The 24,861-nt window shown below is 74.0% G+C and carries 23 protein-coding genes; 12 read left to right on the top strand and 11 right to left on the bottom strand.

Going from position 1 to position 24,861, the window contains the following annotated elements; translation table 11 throughout:
- Positions 1 to 104: 104 nt before the first annotated feature.
- Positions 105 to 596 (top strand): hypothetical protein, encoded by a 492-nt coding sequence (locus ACSNN7_RS18330; protein ID WP_436682030.1) that lies wholly within the window; start codon positions 105 to 107, stop codon positions 594 to 596.
- A 31-nt stretch (positions 597 to 627) separates the two neighbouring features.
- The gene (locus ACSNN7_RS18335) at positions 628 to 2,145 is read left to right on the top strand and encodes a serine/threonine-protein kinase (RefSeq protein ID WP_436682031.1); all 1,518 of its coding nucleotides are present in this window, start codon (positions 628 to 630) and stop codon (positions 2,143 to 2,145) included.
- Here the strand turns inward: ACSNN7_RS18335 and ACSNN7_RS18340 are convergent.
- Positions 2,132 to 2,458, bottom strand: a complete 327-nt coding sequence (locus ACSNN7_RS18340) for a hypothetical protein (RefSeq protein ID WP_436682032.1) — start codon at positions 2,456 to 2,458, stop codon at positions 2,132 to 2,134. The genes ACSNN7_RS18335 and ACSNN7_RS18340 overlap by 14 nt on opposite strands.
- 120 nt (positions 2,459 to 2,578) lie before the next feature.
- Here ACSNN7_RS18340 and ACSNN7_RS18345 point away from each other — a divergent pair, with 120 nt between their 5' ends.
- From ACSNN7_RS18345 to ACSNN7_RS18360, 4 genes are all read left to right on the top strand, one after another.
- A complete protein-coding gene (locus ACSNN7_RS18345) occupies positions 2,579 to 3,037 on the top strand; it encodes a hypothetical protein (protein ID WP_436682033.1) in 459 nt (152 codons plus the stop codon).
- A 168-nt stretch (positions 3,038 to 3,205) separates the two neighbouring features.
- The gene (locus ACSNN7_RS18350; RefSeq protein ID WP_436682034.1) at positions 3,206 to 5,008 is read left to right on the top strand and encodes an alpha/beta hydrolase; all 1,803 of its coding nucleotides are present in this window, start codon (positions 3,206 to 3,208) and stop codon (positions 5,006 to 5,008) included.
- Between the two features lie 139 nt (positions 5,009 to 5,147).
- On the top strand, positions 5,148 to 6,083 hold the full coding sequence (locus ACSNN7_RS18355; protein ID WP_436682035.1) for a transporter substrate-binding domain-containing protein: 936 nt from the start codon (positions 5,148 to 5,150) through the stop codon (positions 6,081 to 6,083).
- Positions 6,080 to 7,135, top strand: coding sequence for a hypothetical protein (locus ACSNN7_RS18360; protein WP_436682036.1), 1,056 nt, complete (start codon positions 6,080 to 6,082; stop codon positions 7,133 to 7,135). The genes ACSNN7_RS18355 and ACSNN7_RS18360 overlap by 4 nt, the downstream gene beginning before the upstream one ends.
- 110 nt (positions 7,136 to 7,245) lie before the next feature.
- Here ACSNN7_RS18360 and ACSNN7_RS18365 read toward each other — a convergent pair whose 3' ends face one another.
- The 9 genes from ACSNN7_RS18365 to ACSNN7_RS18405 all read right to left on the bottom strand — a co-directional run bounded on the left by ACSNN7_RS18365 (position 7,246) and on the right by ACSNN7_RS18405 (position 18,333).
- Positions 7,246 to 8,409 carry an acyl-CoA dehydrogenase family protein gene (locus ACSNN7_RS18365; RefSeq protein ID WP_436682037.1) on the bottom strand — a complete coding sequence of 388 codons (1,164 nt, stop codon included), beginning with the start codon at positions 8,407 to 8,409 and terminating at the stop codon, positions 7,246 to 7,248.
- A 16-nt stretch (positions 8,410 to 8,425) separates the two neighbouring features.
- Positions 8,426 to 10,474 carry a biotin carboxylase N-terminal domain-containing protein gene (locus tag ACSNN7_RS18370; protein ID WP_436682057.1) on the bottom strand — a complete coding sequence of 683 codons (2,049 nt, stop codon included), beginning with the start codon at positions 10,472 to 10,474 and terminating at the stop codon, positions 8,426 to 8,428.
- A 12-nt stretch (positions 10,475 to 10,486) separates the two neighbouring features.
- Positions 10,487 to 12,088: an acyl-CoA carboxylase subunit beta gene (locus tag ACSNN7_RS18375; protein ID WP_436682038.1), complete on the bottom strand. Its 1,602-nt coding sequence runs from the start codon at positions 12,086 to 12,088 to the stop codon at positions 10,487 to 10,489.
- Positions 12,085 to 13,281: an acyl-CoA dehydrogenase family protein gene (locus ACSNN7_RS18380; RefSeq protein WP_436682040.1), complete on the bottom strand. Its 1,197-nt coding sequence runs from the start codon at positions 13,279 to 13,281 to the stop codon at positions 12,085 to 12,087. Before ACSNN7_RS18380 ends, ACSNN7_RS18375 begins: the two co-directional genes overlap by 4 nt.
- On the bottom strand, positions 13,278 to 15,005 hold the full coding sequence (locus ACSNN7_RS18385) for an acyclic terpene utilization AtuA family protein (protein ID WP_436682041.1): 1,728 nt from the start codon (positions 15,003 to 15,005) through the stop codon (positions 13,278 to 13,280). Before ACSNN7_RS18385 ends, ACSNN7_RS18380 begins: the two co-directional genes overlap by 4 nt.
- A complete protein-coding gene (locus ACSNN7_RS18390) occupies positions 15,002 to 15,805 on the bottom strand; it encodes a TIGR03084 family metal-binding protein (protein WP_436682042.1) in 804 nt (267 codons plus the stop codon). Before ACSNN7_RS18390 ends, ACSNN7_RS18385 begins: the two co-directional genes overlap by 4 nt.
- Before the next feature lie 43 nt (positions 15,806 to 15,848).
- Positions 15,849 to 16,514 carry a TetR/AcrR family transcriptional regulator gene (locus ACSNN7_RS18395; protein ID WP_436682043.1) on the bottom strand — a complete coding sequence of 222 codons (666 nt, stop codon included), beginning with the start codon at positions 16,512 to 16,514 and terminating at the stop codon, positions 15,849 to 15,851.
- Positions 16,515 to 16,707: 193 nt separating this feature from the next.
- A complete protein-coding gene (locus tag ACSNN7_RS18400) occupies positions 16,708 to 17,451 on the bottom strand; it encodes a metallophosphoesterase family protein (RefSeq protein ID WP_436682044.1) in 744 nt (247 codons plus the stop codon).
- 204 nt (positions 17,452 to 17,655) lie between these two features.
- Complete coding sequence (locus tag ACSNN7_RS18405; protein WP_067306583.1) at positions 17,656 to 18,333, bottom strand: Crp/Fnr family transcriptional regulator; 678 nt, start codon at positions 18,331 to 18,333, stop codon at positions 17,656 to 17,658.
- A gap of 222 nt (positions 18,334 to 18,555) precedes the next feature.
- On the opposite strand from ACSNN7_RS18405, the gene ACSNN7_RS18410 reads away from it, so the two are divergent.
- From ACSNN7_RS18410 to ACSNN7_RS18435, 6 genes are all read left to right on the top strand, one after another.
- The gene (locus ACSNN7_RS18410; protein ID WP_436682045.1) at positions 18,556 to 19,218 is read left to right on the top strand and encodes an adenosylcobinamide amidohydrolase; all 663 of its coding nucleotides are present in this window, start codon (positions 18,556 to 18,558) and stop codon (positions 19,216 to 19,218) included.
- Between the two features lie 56 nt (positions 19,219 to 19,274).
- Positions 19,275 to 20,432 carry a CapA family protein gene (locus ACSNN7_RS18415; protein ID WP_436682046.1) on the top strand — a complete coding sequence of 386 codons (1,158 nt, stop codon included), beginning with the start codon at positions 19,275 to 19,277 and terminating at the stop codon, positions 20,430 to 20,432.
- Positions 20,433 to 20,491: 59 nt separating this feature from the next.
- Positions 20,492 to 21,280, top strand: coding sequence for an endonuclease III (gene nth, locus ACSNN7_RS18420; protein WP_436682047.1), 789 nt, complete (start codon positions 20,492 to 20,494; stop codon positions 21,278 to 21,280).
- Entirely contained in the window at positions 21,277 to 21,966 is a 690-nt protein-coding gene (locus ACSNN7_RS18425; protein ID WP_436682048.1) for a TlpA family protein disulfide reductase, read from the top strand. The genes nth and ACSNN7_RS18425 overlap by 4 nt, the downstream gene beginning before the upstream one ends.
- A 112-nt stretch (positions 21,967 to 22,078) precedes the next feature.
- Entirely contained in the window at positions 22,079 to 22,774 is a 696-nt protein-coding gene (locus ACSNN7_RS18430; protein ID WP_436682049.1) for an NUDIX hydrolase, read from the top strand.
- 58 nt (positions 22,775 to 22,832) lie between these two features.
- Positions 22,833 to 24,011: a MarP family serine protease gene (locus ACSNN7_RS18435; RefSeq protein WP_436682050.1), complete on the top strand. Its 1,179-nt coding sequence runs from the start codon at positions 22,833 to 22,835 to the stop codon at positions 24,009 to 24,011.
- A gap of 15 nt (positions 24,012 to 24,026) precedes the next feature.
- On the opposite strand, the gene ACSNN7_RS18440 is transcribed toward ACSNN7_RS18435, so the two are convergent.
- Positions 24,027 to 24,824 (bottom strand): phosphatase PAP2 family protein, encoded by a 798-nt coding sequence (locus ACSNN7_RS18440; RefSeq protein ID WP_436682051.1) that lies wholly within the window; start codon positions 24,822 to 24,824, stop codon positions 24,027 to 24,029.
- Positions 24,825 to 24,861: the final 37 nt, after the last annotated feature.

Genomic DNA, 24,861 nt, shown 5'->3' on the forward strand with positions numbered 1-24,861 from the left:
GGGGAGGTCTGGCGGTTTCGGGGATGTGCGTGTCGGTGGGGGCGGTTAGCGTGTCTCTCCACGCGGCCGGGCAGCCGGTCGCGATTCGGGGGTGGGGAGGACAGATGAGGCTGCCGCGTTCCGGCGCCGGCTGGACGATCGCGGTCTTCGGCGTCCTGGCGTTGCTGCTCGGCGCGCTCGGGCTGGTCTGGCCCGAGGCGCAGCTGCGGCTGCTCGGCTTCGAGGTGCCGGCGCGGCGGGCGGCCGGCGACTACACCGGCACGTTCCTCATCGCCTCCTCGATGGCCTCGTTCAACATGGGCGTCTACTACCTGCTGGCGGTCGCCACGGAGTGGCGGGCGTTCTACCGGTTCACCGTCGTCTTCCGGTTGGTGACCTTCACCGTCTTCACCCTGATCGTGCTCGCCGACGTCGCGCCGGACCGGTTCTTCGGGGTCGCGCTCTGGGAGGGCTTGGGAGCGCTTGCCACCGCCGTCGGCCTGCGCTGGGACGCCCGCCGGGCAGGCGCGCCGACGTCCGTCGATGGCCCGGACGACGGTCCGCCGGCCGCCGGTGAGAGCGCCGGTCCCGCACCGGCCGCCGGTACGGTCCGCTGAGCGCTCCGGCGGGACGGGTATTTTCAGAGTCGTGACCGAGACCCCGCCCGGCGCCCTCCGGCTGCCCATCGTGCCCGGTCTGACCGATCTGCAGGTGTTTGCCCGGGGTGGTTACGCCACCGTCTACCGGGCCACCCAGATCTCCGTGGGGCGCGAGGTCGCCGTCAAGGTGGAGAACCGCACGCTGGACAGCGAGCGGGACCAGGCCCGGTTCCTGCGGGAGGCGCGGGCCGCCGGGAAGATGTCGTCGCACCCGCACGTGGTCGACCTCTTCGACGTCGGGGTCACCGTCGACCAGCACCCTTATCTGATCATGGAACTCTGCGACGGCTCGTACGCCGAGCGGATGCGGACCTCGCCGCTCGGCCCGGCGGAGACCCGTGACCTCGGCATCAAGATCGCCGATGCGCTGGCCCACTCCCACGCGGCCGGGGTGCTGCACCGCGACGTCAAGCCGGCCAACATCCTGCACTCGCACTTCAATCCGGCGGTGCTGGCCGACTTCGGGCTGGCCGTGCTGGCCGAGGTGCGCGACGCGTCGGTCACCCTGGAGGTGCTCACCCCGGCGTACGCCCCGCCGGAGATGTTCAGCCACAGCCCGCCCTCGCCGGCCGTCGACGTGTACGCGCTCTGCGCCACCCTCTACGCGGTGATGCACGGTCGCCCGCCACGCTGGCAGTCGGAGCGCAATCCCAGCCTGGTCACCGTGCTGGAGATGTTCAACCAGCCGATCCCGGAGCTGCCCGGGGTGCCGACCGAGCTGGTCGACGTGCTCCGCGCCGGGATGTCCAACGACCCGGGCGCGCGTCCCTCCGCGATCGAGCTGCGGGACCTGCTCACCGCCCTGCCGCTCGGCCCGGCCCCGTCCCCGGTCAGTGGTGCGCCGGTGAGCGGAGCGCCGATCTCCGGTGGCCCCTCCGGGCCGTACACCGTGGACCGGTCCGGCCCGCCGCGGCCGGTGGCGCAGGACGCCCACCCGACCGTGCCGCGCGAGCGGCGCCGGCGGCGGTGGTTCCTCGGCGGCGCCGGGGTGCTGGCCCTGGCCGCCTCGGCGAGCGCCGGGGCCTGGGTGGCCGGCAACGCCTCGTCCGTGGCCGCCCCCACGCCGACGCCGACCACCACCGCGCCCACCTCGCCGGCCGCGTGGGGCTCCCTGCCGGGCTGCGTGGCCGGCTCGTCCTCGGTGACCCTGCCCCCCGGCGCGCACTGCGCGCCCGGGCTGGAGTGCTTCGGGCCGGTGCGGTTGCGGGGCGACCGGGCCGAGGCGCCGCAGGTGTCCTGCGACGGCCGGCACACCTGGGAGACCTATGTGGAGGGTGAGCTGCCCGCCGCGCTGGTCGGCGCGGGGCACGCCGCGGTCAGCGCGGACCCGGCGGTCCGCCGGGTCTGCAACGCGCGGACCTTCCGGCTCACCAGCGGGCTGGCCTACCCCACCGGGTGGAACCTGGAGGTCCTGCCGCCCAGCGGCACGGACACCGGCCGGACGTACCGCTGCCTGGCCGGCAAGGGCGTGGACGCACTGGCCTCGCCCACCCTCATCGGTCCCTGAGTTCGTCCAGTTCCGCCAGCCGGGTGCGGACGGCCGCGCTGTCCAGCGCGTCGAGGGTGTCCGCGTCGAGCACCGGGGCGCCGGCGTCCGGCAGCCCCGGCGGGACGGCGTCCGACGCCAAGGGCCCGGCACCTTCGCGCAGGGCGGCCACGGCGGTGCCGGCGACCGTGGTGAGCAGCACGCAGAGCAGTGCCAGACCCACCGTCAGGATGCCGGCCGGGTGCCGCACGAGCAGGACCACCAGCACCCCGACGGCGGCCAGTGACGCCACCGCCGCCACGACGCGCGGGCCCGGCCTGAGGAAACGTGCCACCCGACAAGCATCGCCCGGTGACACGCCGTGTCAACCCGCGCACCGGTGCAACCGGGTTGACCGATCCGCCGGGGCCGGCGGTGCGATGATGCGGTGACGTCGCCCTAGGGAGGAACGCCGATGGACCGGACGTCCCGGATCGTCGTCGCACTGCTGGTGTCGGGCGCGCTCGGCGCCTGCTCGTCGGGGTCGTCGCCGCAGGCGCGCCCCTCCGTGCTGGCCACCTCGTCCGCCGCCGCTGCGGCCGCCTCCGCGTCGGCGACCCCTGGGGCCGCGGCGGCGTCTCCCGCCGAGGCCATCTCCCGGTACGTCACCGCCAACTACGGCGCCGACCACCGGTACGTGGGCGACTGCGGCAATGCCCGGCCGGATCCGAAGAGTGTCTGCTCGCTGGAGAGGGCCACGGTGGACGCGGGCACCGTGTACGCCGTCGGCGCCCCGTACAGCGAGATCGACGCCTTCCTGCTGCTGCGGGCGGACGCCGCCGGCTGGCGGGTGGTCGACGACCACGTACCGCCGGAGATGGGCGGGCCGACGAACGGGCCGGAGCCGGACTGGTTCAAGGAGCTCGACGACTGAGGCGGAAGAAAGCCGAACAGCGTCGAGAATGAAAAATTCGTTACATCCTTTAGGGAATCTGTCCCTTTGGTGGTGTTTCGCCGGGCCACAATCGTTGCCGACCGCCCCTAGGGTGACGGAGGTCGAGGGTCACCTCGGCAATCCCCGTCCTCCACCGGAAGGCAGCACATGCCACGTAATTACCGGTCCCTGGCCGCGGCAGGAATCGCCGGCCTCGTCCTCGCCGGATCGGCGGTCGCGCCCGCAACCGCGTCGCCCGTCACCGCCGGCTGGGGTCGACCCACCACAACGGACCGCACCAGCCCCGCCGAGGCCCGGCGGGTCGACCGCGTCCCCACGCCCAAGCTCGACTGGTACGCCTGCTACGGCTACGCCGAGTGCGCGACCACCCGCTTGCCGCTCGACTACGACCAGCCCAAGGGTGCCACCACCGAGGTCGCGCTGCTGCGGGTCAAGGCCCGCGACAAGCAGGCCCGGATCGGCAGCCTGTTCCTCAATCCGGGCGGCCCCGGTGGCTCCGGCACCGACATCGCGCTCGCCGCGCCGTACTTCCTCTCCGACGCGCTGCTGGACCGCTTCGACATCGTGGGCGTCGACCCGCGCGGCGTGGCTGCCAGCGACAACGTCAAGTGCTTCTCGTCCGTGAAGGACCAGACCAAGGCGTACGCCGGGCTGAACATGGCGTTCCCGTGGACGAAGGCGGAGGAGAAGGCGTACATCGCCTCGTCGAAGGCGGTCGGCCGGGCCTGCTCCACCACCGGCAAGCCGCTGACCGGGGCGATGTCCACCGCCGAGGTCGCCCGCGACATGGACGTGCTGCGCCGGGCGGTCGGCGACAAGAAGCTCAACTACCTCGGCTTCAGCTACGGCACCGCGCTCGGCCAGTACTACGCCAACATGTTCCCGGACCGGATCCGGGCGCTGGCCGTCGACGGGATGCTCGACCCGAACGCCTGGGTCGGCCAGGGCAAGGCCCGCAAGGAGCTCCAGGAGACCCGGCTGCGCAGCGCCGACGGCGCGTACGAGGCATTGCGCGAGATCCTGCTCCGCTGCGACAAGGCCGGCAAGGAGAAGTGCTCCCTGGCGGCCGGTGACCCGGTCGCCTCGTACGAGCTGGTGGCGCAGCGGCTGCGCAAGAAGCCGGTGGTGATCGAGGATCCGGACGGCGGTTCGTTCACCGTCACCTACGCCGACTTCGTCGGTGCCAGCCTCAGCTCGCTCTACAGCCCGTACGGCTATTCCGACATCGTGGCGATCACCGAGGACCTGCTGGTGCTCACCGACCCGGGATCGGCCACCGCGGCCCGCCTGGCGCAGGCCCGCAAGGCCGTCGCCAAGCGCGCCGAGCAGGCCCGCCAGCAGCGCCGGTTCGACTTCCCGTACTACAACGGGCTGGAGGCGTTCCTCGGCGTGGACTGCACCGACGCGTACCACCCGGCGGACGCGGGCTCCTGGCCGGCGTTGAGCGCCAAGGAGGACAAGCGGGCCCCGTACTTCGGGCGGGCCTGGGCCTGGGGAACCGCGCCGTGCGCCCGGAACACCTGGACGGTGCGCGACGAGGACGCCTACACCGGCCCGTTCAACCGCCGGACCAGCGCCCCGGTGCTGGTGGTCGGCAACTACTGGGACCCGGCGACCAACTACGACGCGGCGGTCAGCTCGGCGAAGCTGCTGCCGAACAGCCGGCTGCTCAGCAGCGACAGCTGGGGGCACACCGCGTACGGCACGTCCGCCTGCGCGACCGGTGCCGTCGACGCGTACCTGCTGAAGGGCACGCTGCCGAAGAAGGGCACGGTCTGCGTCGGGGACGTGCAGCCCTTCGTCGAGGAGCCGAAGGAGCCGGAGACGACCCGGGCCGCCGCGCCGAAGAGCGCGCTGGCCGCCGAGGGCCAGCCGGCCCGGGGTGAGCCGAAGCGGCTGCCGCCGGTCGTCGCGCCGCTGCCCGCGGTGGGCACGCTGACGGTCCGCTGACAGACGCCGGGGTACGGCAGGCGCTCGGGTCGCCTGTCGTACCCCGGTCACTTCCGACACCGTCCACACGGCTACCGAAGTGGACGGGTGCCACTACTCTCGGTGTTCCGCAGGCCGTGTCCGTCAGCGAGGTCGCCCGATGAACAACTCCTCCCCGCGGTTCCGCTCGGTCGCGACCACGCTCGCCGTGGCGCTGACCCTGACGCTGGCCGCCGCGGCCGGCTGCAACAACCGGCAGGACCCGCCGCTCCCCTCGGTGCTGGACAAGCTGCGCGAGTCGCACATCGACGGCCAGCCGAAGATCAAAATTGGGGTGGCGGCCACCGAGCCGCTGATGGGCGAGCTGCGCAACGGCACCTACGTCGGCTTCGACGTCGAGATCGCGCGGTACGTCGCCGCCTCGCTGGGCTACGAGGGCGACCAGCGGATCGAGTTCGTCTCGCTGGCCACCGAGGACCGGATTCCGGCCCTCCAGGGTGGCGTGGTCGACCTGGTGGTCAGCAGCTTCTCCATCACCGAGGAGCGCAAGAAGCAGGTCGGCTTCGCCGGGCCGTACTTCGTCACCACGCAGGAGGTGATGGTCCCGAACCGGTTGAAGGACAAGATCCGCACCATCGAGGACCTGCGCGACCCGACCTACAAGATCTGCACCAGCGGCGGTTCGACCACCGAGGCCGAGCTGGAGAAGCACCAGGTCAAGGCGCTGGTGGTGAAGCGGGTCGGCGACTGCGTCAAGGGCATCCGCGAGGGACGGTACGACGCGGTCAGCTCCGACGAGACCATCCTCGCCGGATTCCTCTCCCAGTACCCGACCGAGTTCGAGATCGTCGACATGCCCTTCGGCACCAGCGAGACCCTCGGCATCGGGGTGCCGATCGGCGACCCGGCCCTGCGCGATCTGGTCGCCTTCTTCCTCGACAAGAGCTACCAGCAGGGGCGCAGCGGAATCAGCAGTCCCTGGCTGACCGCGTACAACCGGACGTTGGGGCCCTGGATGAAGGGGCCGAAGGCGCAGCCGCAGCCGCTGGACGTCCCCAGGCTGGTCGACTTCGACGACAAGGCGCCCCGGCGGTGAGCGCGCCGGCCGTGGACGCCCCGGCGGTGCCCGCCACGCGGGACGGGGGCCCCGCCGGGCCGGCGTGGGAGGGGAACGACCCGGCCGAGCGGCGAGCCCGGGCCAGCCAGTCGTTCTGGACGGCCGTGGTCGGCGTGCCGGCGATCTTCTCCGTGCTCCGGCTCGGCGTCGAGGCCGGCGGCGAGCTGCAGACCACCCTGCTGCTGGTGGCGAACGTCGGCCCGGTCAACCTGCTGGCCGGGTTCCTCACCACTGCCGCGCGGCTGCTCTCCACCGGCCTGGTCGCGGTCTTCGCGCTCGGCGCGGTGCTCCGGGTGAGCGTGGAGCGGATGCCCGCCGCCGTCCGCCGGCCGCTCTTCGTCCGCTGGGTGGACATCACCCCGGCCTGGTTCGTGGTCGCGAGTTTCCTGCTCGCCCTGGTCACCTGGCAGCTGCTCTACCTGCCGCTGCTGATCCCGGCCTTCGTGGCCGCGTTCCAGCTCACCCCGGCCCGGCTGCATGAGCAGGTCGCGCCGCGGCTGCTGCTGCTCGCCGCCCTCTTCGCCGGGTACGCCTGGCTGCTCGCGCCGACCCTGCGCGACGCCTGGCGGCAGGGAGAGCTGCTGGCCCTGCTGCTGCTGGTCGCGCCGCCGCTGCTCGCGCTCGGCGTCACCGGTCCGCTGCCGGCGGCGGTGATCCGCCCGCTGGCGTCGCTGACCGAGGCCGCCGTGCTCGCCATGCTGGTCTGGGCCGCGCTGCCGGTGATCAGCACGCCGGTGCTGCCGCTGACCGTCACCACCGTGGAGTCCGCGCCCGGCGTCACCGAGGACGTCCGCGGGCACGTGGTGACCGTGGACGACGTGAACGTGGTGCTGCTCCAGGAGCGCGGCGGCGTCCGCTACGTGCCGGTGGACCAGGTGCGTGCGCAGGTGCTCTGCCCCAGCGAGGAGGAGCTGCCCCGGCACCGGCTGCGCATCCGCGACTTCCACGTCGAGGACTCGTTGCTGGAGGGGACGGGCCGGCGGGTCCGACCGGTGCACCGGATCGACGCCGCCTGCCGCGCCGTCGGCTGAGCGCGCCGACGACACGCCGCCTCCGTCACGACGCGGTGGGGCCGGGCCACCTGGACCGGCCCCACGCGTCGTTGCGGGTGCCCCCGCGATCGGTTCTTCCTCGGCCCGGGTCAGTAGGACTTGTCCTGGCCGAGCACGTGCTGGGCGACGAAGTTGAGGATCATCTCCCGGCTGACCGGGGCGATCCGACCGGCGCGTACCGCGCCGAGCAGGGTGGCCACGCCGTACTCGGTGGTCATGCCGGCCCCGCCGAGCGCCTGCACGGCGGTGTCCACGGCGAGCGCGGCGGCCTCACCGGCGGCGTACTTGGCCATGTTGCCGGAGATGCCGGCCTCCAGGTCCCGGCCGGCGTCGTAGAGGGTGGCCGCCTTGTGGATCATCAGCCGGGCGAGTTCCACCTGCACCGCCGCGTGCGCGAGCGGATGCGCCACGCCCTGGTGCGAGCCGATGCTCCGGCCGCCCCAGACCTTGCGGGTGGCGGTGTACTCGCTGGCCCGCTCGATGGCGTACCGGCCGGTGCCGGCGCCCATCGCCGCGACGGTGATCCGCTCCGGGTTGAGCCCGGCGAAGAGCGCCGGCAGCCCGGCGTCCAGCGACTCGCCGACCAGTGCGTCGGCGGGCAGCCGCACGTCGTCGAGGTAGAGCAGGAACTGGTTCTCCGGCGAGAGGATCTCCATGTCGAGCTTGGAGCGGGTCAGCCCGGGCGCGTCGGTCGGCACGATGAACAGCGCCGGCTTGAGCTTTCCGGTCGATTCGTCCTCGGTGCGGGCCACCACCAGCACGTACTGCGCCTCGTCGACGCCGGAGATGTAGCACTTGCGGCCGGAGAGCAGCCAGTCGTCGCCGTCGCGGCGGGCCACCGTGCCGAGCCGGTGGAAGTTGGACCCGGCCTCCGGCTCGGTGATCGCGAAGACGATCTTCTGGGTGCCGTCGGCGAGGCCGGGCAGGTGCCGCTTGCGCTGCTCGTCGGTGCCGTGCTTGTTGATCACCGTGGCCGCGATGGCGGGGGAGACCACCAGCAGCAGCAGCGGGCAGCCGGCCGCCGCCAGCTCCTCGCAGACGAGGGCCAGTTCGGTGATGCCGCCGCCCCCGCCGCCGTACTCGGTGGGGATGTTGACGCCGAGGTAGCCGAGCCGGCCGGCCTCGCTCCACAGCTCGGTGGTGTGCTCGCCGGCCTTCGCCTTCGCCACGAAGTAGTCGTGGCCGTACTTGCGGCCCAGCGCGCGGACGGCGTCGCGGAGCTGGTCCTGCTCGGGGGTGAGGTCGAAGTTCATCGCGGGCCTCCAGGGCTCACTCGGGGTTGACCACGGCCAGCACGGCACCCGTGTCGACCTGGCCGCCGGCCGGTACCGGAAGTTCGGCGACCACGCCGTCGGTCGGGGCGAGCACGGGGTGTTCGAGCTTCATCGCTTCCAGGGTCAGCAGCAGCTCGCCGGCGGCGACCCGCTGCCCGACCTCGACGTGCACCCGGGTCACCGCGCCGGGCAGCGGCGCCAGCAGCGACCCGGCCGCCAGTTCCGTGCCGGGCAGCGGGAAACGCGGCAGCTCGGCCAGGCTCGTCGCCCCGTCCGGGCCGTCCACGAAGACCGCCGACCCCACCCGGTGTACGCGGAACGCCCGGTGCACCCCGTCGACGTCGAGCACGACCCGGCCCGGCGTGGCCTCCACCAGCGCCACCGTCGGCGGCTGCTCGGACGGATCGCCGCCGGTCGGCTCGGTGCCCGCCGCCGCCCCGGCTCCGTCCCCCGCCGCCGGCCCGTCGGCGCGCGCCGCGCCCGGTGCCGGATCGGTGGACCATTCCGCCAGGGCGCCGGTGCGGTCCAGCCGGTACCGGACCTCGATCTCACCGTCCGGTCCGGCATAGCGGGTGACCTGCGGGAACGCGGGCACGTTCCGCCAGCCCGAGGGGAGCCCGGCCAGTACCGGTGCGGATGCCCGCCGCCCGGCCGCCCCGGCCAGCGCGGCTGCCAGCGCGGCCTGTGGCACCTGCGCGACGGCCAGCAGGGGGGCGAAGACCTCCTCGTGCCGGTCCAGGAAGCCGGTGTCCACCTCGGCCGTCGCGAACTCGGGGCTGCGCAGCACCCGGACCAGCAGGTCCCGGTTGGTGGCGACGCCGTGGAACTCGGCCCGGGCCAGCGCGCCGGCCAGCGCCCGGACCGCCTCCGCCCGGGTCGGCGCCCAGGCGATCAGCTTGGCCAGCATCGAGTCGTAGTGCACGCCGACCGTGGAACCGTCCGTCACCCCCGAGTCCAGCCGCAGTCCCTTCGTCGGGGTGAACTCGCCGGCCACCCCCGGGACGGCGAACCGGTGCAGGGTGCCGGTCGCGGGCCGGTAGCCCTGGGCCGGGTCCTCCGCGCAGAGGCGTACCTCGATCGCGTGGCCGTCGACCGGCGGGGTCGCCGCCACCGGCAGCGGCTCGCCCTCGGCGACCAGCAGTTGCAGCCGGACCAGGTCCAGCCCGGTGACCGCCTCGGTGACCGGGTGTTCCACCTGGAGCCGGGTGTTCATCTCCAGGAAGAAGAACTCGCCGGTCGGGGCGAGCAGGAACTCCACCGTGCCCGCGCCGACGTAGCCGACGGCCCGGCCGGCGGCCACCGCCGCCTCGTGCAGCCGCTGCCGCAGCTGCGGCCCGACCACCGCCGGGGCCTCCTCGACGATCTTCTGGTGCCGGCGCTGGATCGAGCAGTCCCGCTCACCGAGCGCGACGACGGTGCCGTGGGTGTCACCGAAGATCTGCACCTCGACGTGCCGGCCGCGTTCCACGTACCGCTCGACGAAGACCGTGCCGTCGCCGAACGCGGCGGCCGCCTCGCGGCGCGCGGAGGCGACGGCCTCGGCGAGGTCGGCGGCGTCGCGCACGACCCGCATGCCCCGCCCGCCACCGCCGGCGGACGCCTTGACCAGCACCGGGAAGTCGGTGATCTCGTCGGGATCGGTCCAGGTCGGCAGCATCGGCACGCCCGCCTCGGCGAGCAGCGCCTTCGCCTCCATCTTGTCGCCCATCGCGGCGATCGCCTTGGCCGGCGGGCCCACCCAGGTCAGCCCCGCGTCGGTCACCGCCGCGGCGAACTCGGCGTTCTCGGCGAGGAAGCCGTAGCCCGGGTGGACGGCGTCCGCGCCGGTCTTCCGGGCCGCGTCCAGGACGAGGTCGATCCGCAGGTACGTCTCGGCCGGCGTGTTCCCCGGCAGCCGGACCGCCTGGTCGGCCTCGGCGACGAACGGCCCTCGGGCGTCGGCGTCGGAGTGCACGGCGACCGTCTCGACGCCGAGCGCGCGGCAGGTGGCGAAGACCCGGCGGGCGATCTCGCCCCGGTTGGCCACGAGCAGTCGGTTGATCATCATGTGGCCCCTCTACATCCGGAAGACGCCGAAGCCGTCGGCGCCCTTCACCGGTCCGTTGTGGATCGCCGACAGGCAGAGCCCGAGGACGGTACGGGTGTCCCGGGGGTCGATCACCCCGTCGTCGTAGAGCCGGCCGGAGAGGAAGAGCGCGCCGGACTGGGACTCGATCTGCTGCTCGACCATCATCCGCATCGCCGCGTCGGACTCCTCGTCGTAGTCGCGCCCCCGAGCGGCGGCGGCCTGCCGGGCGACGATGGAGAGCACCCCGGCGAGCTGCGCCGGCCCCATCACCGCCGACTTCGCGTTGGGCCAGGTGAAGAGGAACCTCGGCTCGTACGCCCGGCCGCACATGCCGTAGTTGCCGGCGCCGTACGAGGCGCCCAGGTTCACGGTCAGGTGCGGCACCTTCGAGTTCGAGACCGCGTTGATCATCAGGGCGCCGTGCTTGATGATGCCGCGCTGTTCGTACTCGGTGCCGACCATGTAGCCGGTGGTGTTCTGGAGGAAGACCAGCGGGGTGTCGGCGGCGTTGGCGAGCTGGATGAACTGGGCCGCCTTCTGCGCCTCGGCGTTGAACAGCACGCCCCGGGCGTTGGCCAGCACGCCGACCGGGTACCCGTGCAGCTCGCCCCAGCCGGTGACCAGCGCCGTGCCGTAGTTCGGCTTGAACTCGTCGAACTCGCTGCCGTCGAGCACCCGGGCGAGGACCTCACGCGGGTCGAACGGCACCTTGAGGTCGGCGCTGGCGATGCCGAGCAGCTCCTCCGGGTCGTACTTGGGCGGCTGGGGCACCGGGTTGCGCGGCGGCGGGCCCTGCTTGCGCCAGTTGAGCCGGCGGACGCACTGCCGGGCCAGCCGGATGCCGTCCCGCTCGTCGGAGGCGAGGAAGTCGGCCAGCCCGGACGTCGACGCGTGCATCGCTGCGCCGCCGAGGGACTCGTCGTCGGTGACCTCGCCGGTGGCCATCTTCACCAGCGGCGGGCCGGCCAGGTACACCTGCGAGCGGTCCCGGATCATGATGGTGAAGTCGGACATCCCGGGCACGTACGCGCCGCCCGCGGTGGCGTTGCCGAAGACCACGCTGACCGTGGGGATCTTCGCCGCGGAGAGCCGGGTCAGGTCGCGGAACACCCGGCCGCCCGGGATGAAGATCTCCGCCTGGGTGGGCAGGTCCGCCCCGGCCGACTCGACCAGGTTGATCATCGGCAGCCGGTTGGCCAGGGCGATCTCGCCCGCCCGCCGGGTCTTCGCCAGCGACCACGGGTTGACCGCGCCGCCGCGTACCGTCGGGTCGTTGGCCACGACGAGGCACTCCACGCCCTCGACCACGCCGATGCCGGTGACGACGCTGGCCCCGACCGGGAAATCGGTGCCGTACGCCGCCACCGGGGACAGCTCCAGGAACGGGCTGTCCGGGTCGAGCAGCAGCTCGATCCGTTCCCGGGGGAGCAGCTTGCCGCGCTTGTGGTGCCGGGCCACGTACTTTTCGCCGCCGCCGGCGCGGGCCTGCCCGAGCGCGGCGTCCAGCTCGGCCAGGCGCTCCAGCAGGGCCTCGCGGTTGGCCCGGTGGGCCGGCGTGGACGGGTCGACCGTGCTGTCCAGTGTGCTCACAGCCCCATGCCCTTCGCGATGATCTCGTTCATGATCTCGGTGGTGCCGCCGCCGATGCCGAGGATCCGGGCGTCCCGGTAGTGCCGCTCCACCTCGGCGTCGCGCAGATAGCCGAAGCCGCCGTGCAGTTGCAGCGCGGCGTCCACCACGTGGTCGCAGGCGGCCACCGCGACGTTCTTCGCCATCGCCACCTCGGTCACCACCGGCTCGCCGGCCGCCACCCGGGCGGCCACCTCGTGCACGTACGCCCGGGCCGCCTCGGCACGGGTGTGCATCTCGGCGAGCCGGTGCCGGATCAGCTGGCGGCTGGCCAGCGGGCGCCCGAAGGTGGCCCGGTCCCGGCACCAGCGGGTGGCCAGCTCCACGCAGCGCTGCGCGGTCGCGTACGCCTGGGTGGCCAGCGAGAGCCGCTCGGCGGCGAAGTGCTGCATGATCGCCAGGAAGCCGGTGCTCTCCTCGCCGATCCGGTTGGTCACCGGTACCCGGACGTCGACGAAGGAGAGCTCCGCGGTGTCCGAGCAGTGCCAGCCCAGCTTCTCCAGCCGGCGCCCCACCGTGAAGCCGGGCGTGCCCTTGTCGATCACCAGCAGGCTGAGTTCGCCGCTGCCGGGAAAGTCGGTGCAGACCGCCGTGGTGACGAAGTCGGCCCGATGCCCGCTGGTGATGTAGGTCTTCGACCCGTTCACCACGTAGTGGTCGCCGTCCCGGCGGGCGGTGGTACGGATCGCGGCGACGTCCGAGCCGCCGTCCGGCTCGGTGATCGCCAGCGCGCCGATCATCGTCCCGGCCAGGGTGGGGCGGACGTACCGGTCGACCAGGTCGTCGTCGCCCGCCGTCCAGGCGCCGCCCAGCCGAGCGCCGAGGGTGCCCCCGGTCCGGCCGCCCGCGGCGGCGACCATGTGCGGCAGTGCGATGCCGTGCGTGAACAGCGCCGCCACCAGCCCGGACGAGCCACCGGAGCGGATGATCTCCTCGGTCACGACGATCGAGTCGAGCAGGTCGCCGCCGCTGCCGCCGACCGACTCGGGGAAGCCGATGCCCAGCAGGCCGATCTTCGCGGCGGTGGCGTGCAGCTCGCGCGGCACCTCGCCGGCGCGCTCCCAGTCGTCCAGGTGCGGCAGCACCTCCCGGGTCACGAAGGCCCGGGTCAGCTCGCGCAGCTGCCGCCGCTCCGGCGTGTCCACGATGGTCATGCGCCCGCCTCCCCGCCCTGCGCCGGTGCGCCGGCGGGCAGCGCCGCCGGCAGGTCGACCACGCGGGAGCGGAGCAGCTCCCCGAGCGCCTTGGCCTGGGGATCGAACCGGGTCGAGGCGGCCACCCCCTGCCCGAGCAGCCCCCGGATGACGAAGTTGACCGCCCGCAGGCGGGGCAGCTCGTACCGCTCGACGGCCAGCGGCGCGGTCTCCGGCAGCAGCACGGCCAGCCGCTCGACGGTGAGCCAGTCGCGCAGCCAGGCCCAGGTGGCGTCGGTGCGGGCCCAGACGCCCAGGTTGGCGTCGCCGCCCTTGTCCCCGGAGCGCGCCCCGACCAGCTCGCCCAGCGGTGCCCGCCGGGTGGCCCCGTCACCGCCGGCAGCGGCGGTCGGCTCGCTCGGCTCGGTCGGCGGCGGCAGGTTGCCGCCGGGCGCGGTGTCGGTACGGGGCGGCGGGGGGATCGGCACCCGCTCGCCGCCGGGCAGCACCGCGACGTGGTCGACCGCGTCCTGCGGCATCGCGTCGGCGGTGAAGACGCCGTACGGGGTGGCGTCGCCGGGCAGCGTGGTCAACGTGCAGCCGGGATAGGAGGCCAGCGCCAGCTCCACCGCAGCCGACGAGAAGGCCCGCCCGGCCCGCGCCTTGTCGCCGTCGCGCAGGTGTACGTGCAGCAGCGCGCTCGCCGCCTCCGTGTCGGTCGCGTCCGGGTGGTCGGTGCGGGCGAGGGTGAACTCCAGCCCCTCCTTGCCGACGGCCTCCTCGAGCTGGCCCCGGACCAGGGCCGCCTTGGCCGCGACGTCCAGTCCGCACAGGACGAACGTCATCGAGTTGCGGAAGCCGCCGAGGTTGTTGACGCCGACCTTGAGGGTGTCCGGCGGCGGTGTGCCCCGGACGCCGGAGACCCGGACCCGGTCCGGCCCCTCCTGGTGCAGGGTCACCGTGTCCAGCCGGGTCACCACGTCCGGCCCCAGGTACGCCGGACCACCCACCTCGTAGAGCAGTTGGGCGGTGACGGTCTCCACGGTGACCGCCCCGCCGGTGCCGGGGTGCTTGGTGAGCACCGAGGAGCCGTCCGGGTGGATCTCGGCGATCGGGAAGCCGGGCCGGTGGCCACCGTCGGGCAACTCGGTGAAGAAGCTGAAGTTGCCGCCGGTGACCTGCGCCCCGCACTCGATCAGGTGCCCGGCGACGGTCGCCCCGGCGAGCGCGTCCAGGTCGTCCCGGCCCCAGCCGTACCGGGCGATCGCCGGCCCGACGGCCAGCGAGGCGTCGGTGACCCGGCCGGTCACCACCACGTCCGCCCCGGCGTCGAGGCAGGCCGCGATGCCGAACGCGCCGAGGTAGGCGTTCGCGGTGAGCGCGTCGGGACGCGCCAGGGCGTCGCCCTCGACGTACCCGATCCGGACGGTGAGGCCGAGCCGGTCGGCGAGTGAGCCGATCGCGGCGGCCAGGCCGGCCGGGTTCAGCCCGCCGGCGTTGGTGACGATCCGCACGCCTCGGTCGAGCGCGGTCCCGAGGCAGCCTTCGAGCTGGCGCAGGAACGTCTTCGCGTACCCCAGCGCGGGGTCGCGCATCCGGTCGCGGCCGAGGATCAACATGGTCAGCTCGGCCAGGTAGTCACCGGTGAGCACGTCCAGTTCGCCGCCGTCGAGCATCTCCCGCCAGGCGGTGGAGCGGTCGCCGTAGAAACCGGAGGCGTTGCCGACGCGCAGCGCGGCGCTCATGCCGGGACCCCGGTGCCGCTCGCCGCCCGGGGTTCCCGGCCGGTGCCGGGCGGCCCGGCGAAGGCCTGGGCCACGTCCAGCCACTCGCCGGCGGTCTCGCCGGTCGCGACGAGCGCCAGGTCGGCGCGATGCCGGCGCTGGGTGACCAGCAGGCAGAAGTCGAGGGCCGGGCCGGTGACCCGGTCCGCCGCGTCCGCCGGTCCGAAGGCCCAGGTGTCACCGTCGGGTGCGGTCAGTTCGACCCGGACCGGCGCCGTGGGCAGCGCCCGGCCGTGGGCGGCGAAGCCGTGTCCGAGGGTACGGAAGCCGAGGTGCGCGACGTGCCGCAGGCGCGCGGTCGGGGTGCGGGTGACGCCGAGCGCGTCGGCCACGTCCTCCCCGTGCGCCCAGGTCTCCATGATCCGGGCGGTGGCCATCGAGGCGGGCGACATCCGGGTGCCGTACCAGGGCAGCTTCTCCCCGGGCGGGACGGCGGTGAGGGCGTCGGCGAGCGCGGCCCGGCCGCCGCGCCAGCGGTCGAGCAGCTCGGCCGGTGGGGCCAGGAACCGCTCCGCGGCGTCGTCGACCAGCCGGCTGACGTCCGGTGCGGAGGTGACCGACGCGTAGAACGCGGCGGCGTCCGTGGCGGCGAGCCGGGCCATCTCGTCGGTCCAGGCGAGGTGGGCGATCTGGTGCCCGACCGTCCACCCGGGAGCCGGGGTGGGCCGTGCCCAGGTCTCCGGCGGCAACGGCGCGACGAGGGCGTCGAGCTGCTCGGACTCGGCGGCCAGATCCGCGAGCAGTGCTGTCAGGTCGACCATGGTGCCTCCGGGCGGGTGTGCCGGTCAGGACGGACGGATCAGGTCACTGCCGCTCGCGTCCGGGCTCCGCCCCGGCCGGCGCGGCGTGCTCCGGTGGGGCGGCGTCGGGCGTGAGCAGGGTGGCGAGCTGGCGTTTCCAGGTGCGCAGCAGGGCGGTACGGCGGGCGGAGTCGTCGCTGAGCAGGTTGGCCACGCCCAGCCCGCGGAGCAGGTCGAGGGTGGCCTGCACGGCCTCCCGTACGCCGGGCCGGCGCTCGTCGACGCCGAGCAGCGCCACGGTGAGCCGGTGCATCTCCCGGCCGACCCGGGCCTCCAGCGGCACGAGCGCGTCGCGCAGTTCGGCGTCGGTGCGGGCGGCGACCCAGAGTTCGAGGGCGGCGACGAAGAGCGGCCCGGTGAAGGCCACGCCGAGCAGGTCGACCACCCGGTCGAGCCGCTGCGGCCCGGCCGGCAGGGCCTCCGCCTCGGCGCGCAGCTCCGCGGCCCGCCGGTCGGCGAGGTGGACGACGGCGGCGGTGACCAGGGCCGCCTTGGTCGGGTAGTGGTGCAGCTGGGCGCCGCGCGAGACACCGGCCCGGGCGGCGACCACGGTGGTGGTGGTGCCCGACCAGCCGTGCTCCACCAGGCAGTCGACGGTCGCCTCGAGCAGTCGGGCCTGGGTGGCGCGGCTGCGCTCCTGCTGAGGGACGCGCGTCGATGCGGTGGACACGGGGACAGCGTGCCGCTCCCGAAACAAACAGTCAAGACTGACTTTTTCTGCTCTCGCCGTCCCACGCGATCGGCAGCCGCCCGCACCGGCCACCGCATGGGCCGCGTCGGCCGCGTCGGCTGGTGAGCCGCGCGAGCCCGTGAGCCGCGCAGAGTTGCCCGGCCGGGCCCTCTGTTCGGGAGGTTCGCTGGCGTCAGCGGCCGTCCCGGGGGCCGAAGACGGTGAGCGCGTCGGCGTCGCTGTGCCGGGAGCGCAGGTACTCGTCGGCCCACGCGGCGGCCTCGGGGAACTCCGACTCGGCGGCGACCCGGGCGCAGGCGGCGTCCACGTCGAACGGAGTGCGGCGCAGTTGCACGCCCGGCCCGAGCAGGGCCCACCACGCCCCGGCGCCGCCGTACGGCATCCCGACGCTGCCCGGGTTGACCACCAGCCGCCGGTCGGCCAGCCGGGTGAACGGCATGTGCGTGTGCCCGCAGACGATCGTGCCCACCTCGGCCGGCACCCCGGCGAACACCTCGGCCCAGCGGTCCATCCGGGAGTCCACCAGCACCACCTCCTCGTCGTCGCGGGGCGTGGCGTGGCAGAAGAGCACCGGTCCGAGGCCGGCCACCTCCAGGGTCACCGTCAGCGGCAGCGCCGCCAACCGGGCCGCCTGATCGTCGCGGAGCTGCTGGGCGGCCCAGTTCGAGACCTCGATCGGGGAGGGCCGACCGGTCCGCGCCTCCACCAGCTCTCGGTCGGCGTTGCCGCCGACCCAGCAGACCCGATCGCCGAGCGAGGTGAGCAGGTCCAGCACCTCGACCGGCTGCGGGCCGGCCGCGATGTCGCCGGTGAGCACGATCAGGTCGGCGGCGGCCACGTCCGGCTCGGCCAGTACGGCCTCCAGCGCGGGCAGTGCGCCATGGATGTCGGAGAGAACGGCGACACGTTCGAGCATCGCCCCAGCCTGGCCCCGGCCCGCGCCGGAGTCCAGGAATTCTGCGCCGGGCAGACGCGCCCGGATCGCCGGCCCGGGCCCAGGGGCGGCAAGCGGCAGGACCCGTGGCGGACGGAGCGGCGCGACGACTCGTTGCCGTGACGACGAAGGGCCGGCCCGGGCCGCACGACGGCGGGCCGGGCCGGGACGTTCGTCTCGACCTGGTCAGACCCGCGCGCGGCGGGCCAGGCGCTCCGGGTCGAGGATGATGATGCTCTTGCCGTCCAGCCGCAGCCAGCCCCGCGAGGCGAAGTCGGCCAGCGCCTTGTTGACGGTCTCCCGGGAGGCGCCGACGAGCTGGGCGATCTCCTCCTGGGTGAGGTCGTGGGTCACCCGCAGCACGCCGCCGTCGCGGGTGCCGAAGCGGCCGGCCATCTGGAGCAGGTTCTTGGCGACCCGGCCCGGCACGTCGGTGAAGATCAGGTCGGCCAGCGAGTCGTTGGTCCGGCGGAGCCGGCGGGCCAGCACCCGCAGCAGCTGCTCGGCGATCTCGGGCCGGTTGTTCAGCCAGGGCCGCAGTGCCTGCTTGCGCAGCCGCACCAGCCGGGTGTCGGTCACCGCGGTGGCCGTCGCCGTACGCGGACCGGGGTCGAAGAGCGACAGCTCACCGACCATGTCCGACGGGCCCATCACGGCGATCAGGTTCTGCCGGCCGTCGGCTGCCCGACGCCCAACCTTGATCTTGCCCGACAGGAGGATGTAGAGACTGTCGCCGGGCTCGCCCTCGTTGAACACGATCTCGCCCTTGCGGACGTCGATCGTCTCCATCTCCTTGGCGAGCGCCTCGGCAGCCTCCGGGTCGACACCCTGGAAGATCCCGCTGCGGGCCAGTACCTCGTCCATCGCGCACCTCCGGTTGCGCGCCGCCGTCCGTCGGCCGGGTCCGCCGTCCGCTTATCCCTCGCGCGCCGACAAGTCTAGGCGCACGTGAGCACGAATCAGAGGTGCACCCCTGGAATCTTGATCGTTGGGCGTAACCTTCCCGCCCTGATCAGGGGCTACGATCTCGCGACCGTGGCCGGGTGATGACCGGCCGTCGCCGTCGATGGTCGTAGGGTGACCGGCGTGCTGAGCGACCCCACCCTGACCACCCGTGCCGAGGACGGGTGGGACATTCCGCTACTGGTGTGGCGTGCGGAGGGGCCGCTGCGGGCGGCCGGCTCCGGCCCGCTCGGCGGCGGGATCGGCGTCCGGAACTGGGTCGTGAACGCGACCGTGCCGATGTCGTACCACCGGGACGACCCCGCGGCCCACCTGGCCGGACTGGCCGACGGCCTCGGCCTGGCCGGGCCCGGGGTCGGCCTGCTCACCGGCGTGGACGTCGCGGAGGTGGTGGCCCGGGCCGACACCGGCGTGCGGGCCTGGGCGACGGTCGGGCTGGGCACGCCCATCTGGGCCGCCGCGCCCGCCCCGGCCGCGCCGGCCCAGCGGGTGGGCACGGTCAACATCGTCGTGTACGTCCCGGCGGCGCTCGGCGACGCCGCGCTGGTCAACGCCGTCGCCACGGCGACCGAGGCGAAGGCGCAGGCGATCTGGGAGCTGGGCCTGCCCGCCACCGGTACGCCCACCGACGCGGTCACCGTGCTCTGCCCGGCCGACGGCCCGGCCGAGCCCTACGGCGGCCCCCGGTCCACCTGGGGCGCGCCGCTCGCCCGGGCCGTGCACGCCGCTGTCCGCGACGGCGGGTCGGTGCCCTGCGTGCCCTGGTCCGACCGGCAGGCGGGCTGAACTTCCGCCCGATCGGCCATCGTCGCGCCGTTACCTACCCGGTAGGGTCGCCAGCGATGTACGCTCCCGCGTTTTCCCGGACCCGCCGCCGCGCCGCGCTCGCTGCCGGCGCGGTCCTCGCCGTGCTGCTCGGTGCCGGCTGCGGCACCTCGGACGACGACACCGCACCGGTCTGGCAGCGCGGCGGCGGCGGAGGGGCCAGCGCCGCACCGTCCCCGGCCGTCGACGGCTCCGAGCCCGCCGGCCAGGCCGTCTCGCTCTCCGCGACCGGCGACATCATCATGGGCAACGCCCCCTCCCGGCTCCCCGCGGACAACGGCAAGGGCTTCTTCGACGAGATCTCCGACGCGCTCGCCGCCGACCTGGTGATGGGCAACCTGGAGGAGCCGCTGACCGAGGACACCGGCACCGGCAAGTGCGGGGCGAACTCCACCGCCTGCTACCAGTTCCGGGCCCCGTCCAGCTACGCCGCGCACCTCAAGGAAGCCGGCTTCGAGCTGCTCAACCAGGCCAACAACCACGGCTACGACTACGGACCGCAGGGATACGCGAACACCCAGAAGGCGCTGGAGAAGCAGGGCCTCAAGCACACCGGCGCCCCGGACCAGATCACCGTGATGGAGGTCAAGGGCGTCAAGATCGCGGTGGCCGGCTTCTCCTCGTACCCCTGGTCGAACAGCCTGACCGACATCGACGCCGCGACGGCGGTCGTCGAGAAGGCCGCCACCATGGCCGACATCGTGGTGGTGCAGGTGCACATGGGGGCCGAGGGGGCCGACAAGACCAAGGTCAAGCCGGGCACCGAGCTGTTCTACGGCGAGAACCGGGGCGACCCGGTCAAGTTCTCCCACGCGATGATCGACGCCGGAGCCGACCTCATCGTCGGGCACGGCCCGCACGTGCTGCGCGGCATGGAGTTCTACCAGGGCCGGCTGATCGCCTACAGCCTCGGCAACTTCGCCGGCGGCGGCCGGTCGCTGAATCCGACCGGCCGGCTCGGCTGGGGCGGGGTGCTCAAGGTCTCGCTCAAGCCGGACGGCAGCTTCGCCGGGGGCTCGTTCACCTCCACCCGGATGAACTCGGTGGGCAAGCCGACCATGGACTCCGCCGACCAGGGCCTCGGCCTGGTCAAACAGCTCAGCCGCGCCGACTTCCCGCGCACCGGCGCCCGGTTCGACGCCGCCGGGAAGATCAGCGCCCCGCCGGCCGGCTGACCGTCGAGGCCGGGCGTGGACCCGACGGCTGGTCGGCCCGGCGACGTAGGCTGGCCGGCGTGACCATCAGCTCCCCCGGCCGGGCCGAGACGGACCTCGGCCGCACCCGGCGCGCCCGGCGGATCGGCCGGGCGCTGACCGAGGCGCACCCCGACGCGCACTGTGAACTCGACCACTCCAACGCGCTGGAGCTGGCCGTCGCGACCATCCTCTCCGCGCAGTGCACCGACAAGAAGGTCAACGAGGTCACTCCGAAGCTCTTCGTCCGCTACCCGGCGGCCGCGGACTACGCCGGGGCCGACCGGGCGGAGCTGGAGGAGCTGATCCGGCCGACCGGCTTCTACCGCAACAAGACGGATTCGCTGATCAAGCTCGGTCAGGCGCTGGTCGAGCGGTACGACGGCAAGGTGCCCGGCCGGCTGACCGACTTGGTGACGTTGCCCGGGATCGGCCGCAAGACCGCCAACGTGATCCTCGGTAACGCCTTCGACGTCCCCGGGATCACCGTCGACACCCACTTCCAGCGGCTGGTGCAGCGCTGGAAGCTCACCGCGCAGACCGACCCGGTGAAGATCGAGCACGAGATCGGCGGGCTCTTCCCGAAGCGCGAGTGGACCATGCTCTCGCACCGGATCATCTTCCACGGCCGGCGGGTCTGCCACGCCCGCAAGCCGGCCTGCGGGGCCTGCACGCTGGCGAAGCTCTGCCCGTCGTACGGGACCGGGCCGACCGAGCCGGCCGCTGCCGCGAAGCTGCTCAAGGGCCCCCGGGCGCGGGACCTCGCGGTCGCCGCCGGGGTCGACCCGGAGCTGGTGCCGCAGCAGGCCGTCGTCGCGGAGGTGCCGTGAACCGGCGGCTCGCTGCACTGCTCGTCCCCGCTCTGCTGGCCCTGGCCGGCTGCACCGCCACCGGGCCGGAGAGCGTCCCCACCCCGGTCGCCCGGCCCGAACGCCCCTCGCCCTTCGCCGACTGCGCGACGCTGACCCGCGCGGTCGGCGCCTCCGCGCCGACGCCCGCGACCGCTGACACCGCGACCGGCACCGCCACGCCCGCCACCCCGACCGGCACCACCGCGACCGGTACCGCCGTGCCGGGCGACCAGGGCGCCGGTGCGCTGCTGCCCGAGTTGACCCTCTCCTGCTTCACCGGCGGTGCTCCGGTGGCGCTGCGGGACGTCCGTGGCCCCGCCGTGGTCAACCTGTGGGCCTCCTGGTGCCCGCCCTGCCGCAAGGAGCTGCCCGCCTTCCAGCGGCTCAGTGAGCGGACGGCCGGCACGCTGCAGGTGATCGGCGTGAACAGCCGGGACAGCCGCAGCGCCGCGCAGTCCATCGGCGAGGACTTCGGCGTCCGCTTCCCGATGCTCTTCGACCAGGGTGAGGCGCTGCAACGGGAGCTGGGGCGCAACGCCATTCCGCTGACCCTCCTGGTCGACGCGCAGGGCCGGGTACGCCACACCGACGCCACCGGCGCCCTCGACGACGCCCGGCTCGCCGCGCTGGTCCGGCAGCACCTCGGCGTGCAGGTGCAGCCGTGAGCGCGAGGAGTGAGCCGGTCCTGCGAGCCCCGCAGTCGCGAACGAAGGAATCACCGTGAGCGCGAGGAGTGAGCCGCCTGCGAGCCCCGCAGTCGCGAACGAAGGGAAAGCCGTGACCCGCCCGCCGGCCTGGATCGACCCGCTGCTGGGCCGGCTCGGTACCGCCCGGGCCGAGGACTTCACCCGGCTGACCACCCCCGAGGAGGGCGGCCGGGAGAGCGCCGTGCTGGTGCTGCTCGGCGAGGAGCCCGGCGTCGGCCCGGACGTGCTGGTGCTCCAGCGGGCCGCGACCCTGCGCAACCACGCCGGCCAGCCGGCCTTTCCGGGCGGTGCCGCCGACCCGGAGGACGCCGACGCCTCCGCGACTGCGCTGCGCGAGGCGAACGAGGAGGTCGGCCTCGACCCGGCCAGCGTGACCGTCCTGGCCGAGCTGCCCCGGCTGTGGATCCCGGTCAGCGACTTCGTGGTGACCCCGGTGCTGGCCTGGTGGCACGCGCCGCATCCGGTGCACCCCCGCGAGCCGGCCGAGGTCGCGCACGTCGCCCGGCTGCCCGTGGCCGAGCTGGTAGACCCGGCGAACCGGATGCGGGTCCGCCACCCGAGCGGCTGGATCGGCCCGGCCTTCTCGGTGCGGGGCATGCTGGTCTGGGGCTTCACCGCCGGGGTGATCGCCACGCTGCTGGAGATGGGCGGCTGGGCCCGCCCGTGGCCACGCGGCCGGGTGATCGAGCTGCCACCCGTCGGCGCCACCCCGGCACCCTCGGCCGGCACCGACGAGGTCGACGAGATGGCCGGACCGCTGACCTGATCGTCACGTTCGGCAAGCGCAACGCCCCGGTCGTGCCGGGTGCCCGTACCCTGGACGGGTGTCCGTCGTGGATCTCGTCCTGCTCCTGCTCATGCTCGTGTTCGCGATCAGCGGATACCGCCAGGGTTTCGCCATCGGGGCGCTCTCCCTCTCCGGCTTCTTCCTGGGCGCGCTCCTCGGCCTCCAGGTCGGCCCGATCTTCGCCCGGCAGTTCGTCGACAGCGGCACCCGGGTCCTGATCTCCCTGGTCGCCGTCTTCGGGCTGGCCGTGCTCGGGCAGGCGCTGGCCGGCTGGCTCGGTTCGCACCTGCGCAGGACGATCACCAACGACGTGGCGAAGCGGGCCGACGACGTCGGCGGCGCGTTCGTCTCGCTCTTCGCCGTGATGCTGGTGGCCTGGCTGGTCGCCGTGCCGCTGGCCTCCTCCCCGCTGCCCTGGCTGTCCGCCTCGGTCAAGAACAGCGCGCTGCTGACGGTGGTGGACGCGGTCCTGCCCGACCGGGCCCAGGAGCTCTCCACCGCCCTGCGTGACACGGTGGACACCGACGGTTTCCCGGACGTCTTCAACGGCCTGGGCCGTACCCAGGCGCGGCAGGTCTCCCCGCCCGACCCGTCCCTGGCCGGCTCGCAGGTGGTGGCCAACAGCCAGCGCTCGGTGGTGAAGGTGCTGGGTTCCGCGCCGAGCTGCGCGCGCCGCATCGAGGGCTCCGGCTTCGTGTACGCCGACGACCGGGTGATGACCAACGCGCACGTGGTGGCCGGCACCCGCTCCGTCGCGGTGGAACTGCGCGGCGAGCGGTACGACGGCGAGGTGGTCGTCTACGACCCGGACCGCGACCTCGCCGTGCTGCACGTGCCCGGGCTGCCCGGCCCGTCCCTGCGCTTCGCCGCCGGGCAGGCCGGCAGCGGCTCGGACGCGATCGTGCTCGGCTTCCCCCTCGACGGCCCGTACGACGCCCGCCCGGCCCGGGTCCGTGACGTCGACCGGATCACCGGGCCGGACATCTACTCCTCCGGCGACGTGACCCGGGAGATCTACACGATCCGGGCGCTGGTGCGCAGCGGCAACTCCGGCGGCCCGCTGGTCTCCTCCAACGGCCTCGTGCTCGGCGTGATCTTCGCGGCGGCGGCCGACGACCCGAACACCGGTTTCGCCGTCACCGCGGCGGAGGCGCGCCCGGTGGCGCTGGAGGGCGCGGAGCGTACCCGTGGGGTGGGCACCGGCGACTGCACCTGAGCCGGCCGGAGGGAACTACGCGTCGGGCCGGTCGGGGTCGGTCAGCTCCGGCTCCACGCCGTCGGCCGTCGGCCGGGCCGGGGGCCGGCCGGTCCGCTCCCGCCAGGTGGTGAACGCGGCGGAGGTCGCCGCCAGCATCGCCACGCCGAGCAGCCAGCCGCCCAGCACGTCGCTGGTCCAGTGCACGCCGAGCGCCACCCGGCTCAGCCCGGTCACCCCGGCGAGCAGCACCGCCGCCACCCAGAGCGCGACGCGCAACGCCTCCCGGCCCCGGGCGTAGGGCAGGAAGACCAGCAGCAGCACCCCGGCGGCCAGGGTGGCGTTCAGCGCGTGCCCGGACGGGAAGGCGTAGCCGGCCGCCCGGGCCACCGGGTCGAGCAGGTCCGGCCGGTCCCGGCCGACCAGCAGCTTCAGCAGTGCCCCGAGCAGCCCGCCGACGGCCATCGTGGTGACCACCCAGAGGGCCAGCCGGCGGGCCCGGTGGGACCAGAGCCAGACCACGAGGGCCAGCGCCGCCACCCGTAGCGGCCCGGGCCCGAAGACGTCGGTCCACAGGTTCATCGCCCGCACCCAGCCCGGATGGTCGAGGGCGTAGCGGTAGCACGCCTCGGTCACCGCCGCGTCCAGGTCGTGCAGCGGCGGCCAGGCACCCACCACCAGCACGGCCAGCAGCGCGAATGGCACCAGCACCAGGAACGCCGCCGCCGAGGCCAGGGTCAGCCGCAGGCCGAGCGAATGGTCGGGATCCAGGCGGCGGCCCCGCCAGGAGCGGGTCGGAGGGCGCACGGAGGTGCGCTGACCGGGGGAGTCCATGGCGTCTTCACTTACCCAGGGGCGCGGCCCGTCAGGC

Source organism: Micromonospora sp. URMC 105, from assembly GCF_051386295.1.
Classification (GTDB): domain Bacteria; phylum Actinomycetota; class Actinomycetes; order Mycobacteriales; family Micromonosporaceae; genus Micromonospora.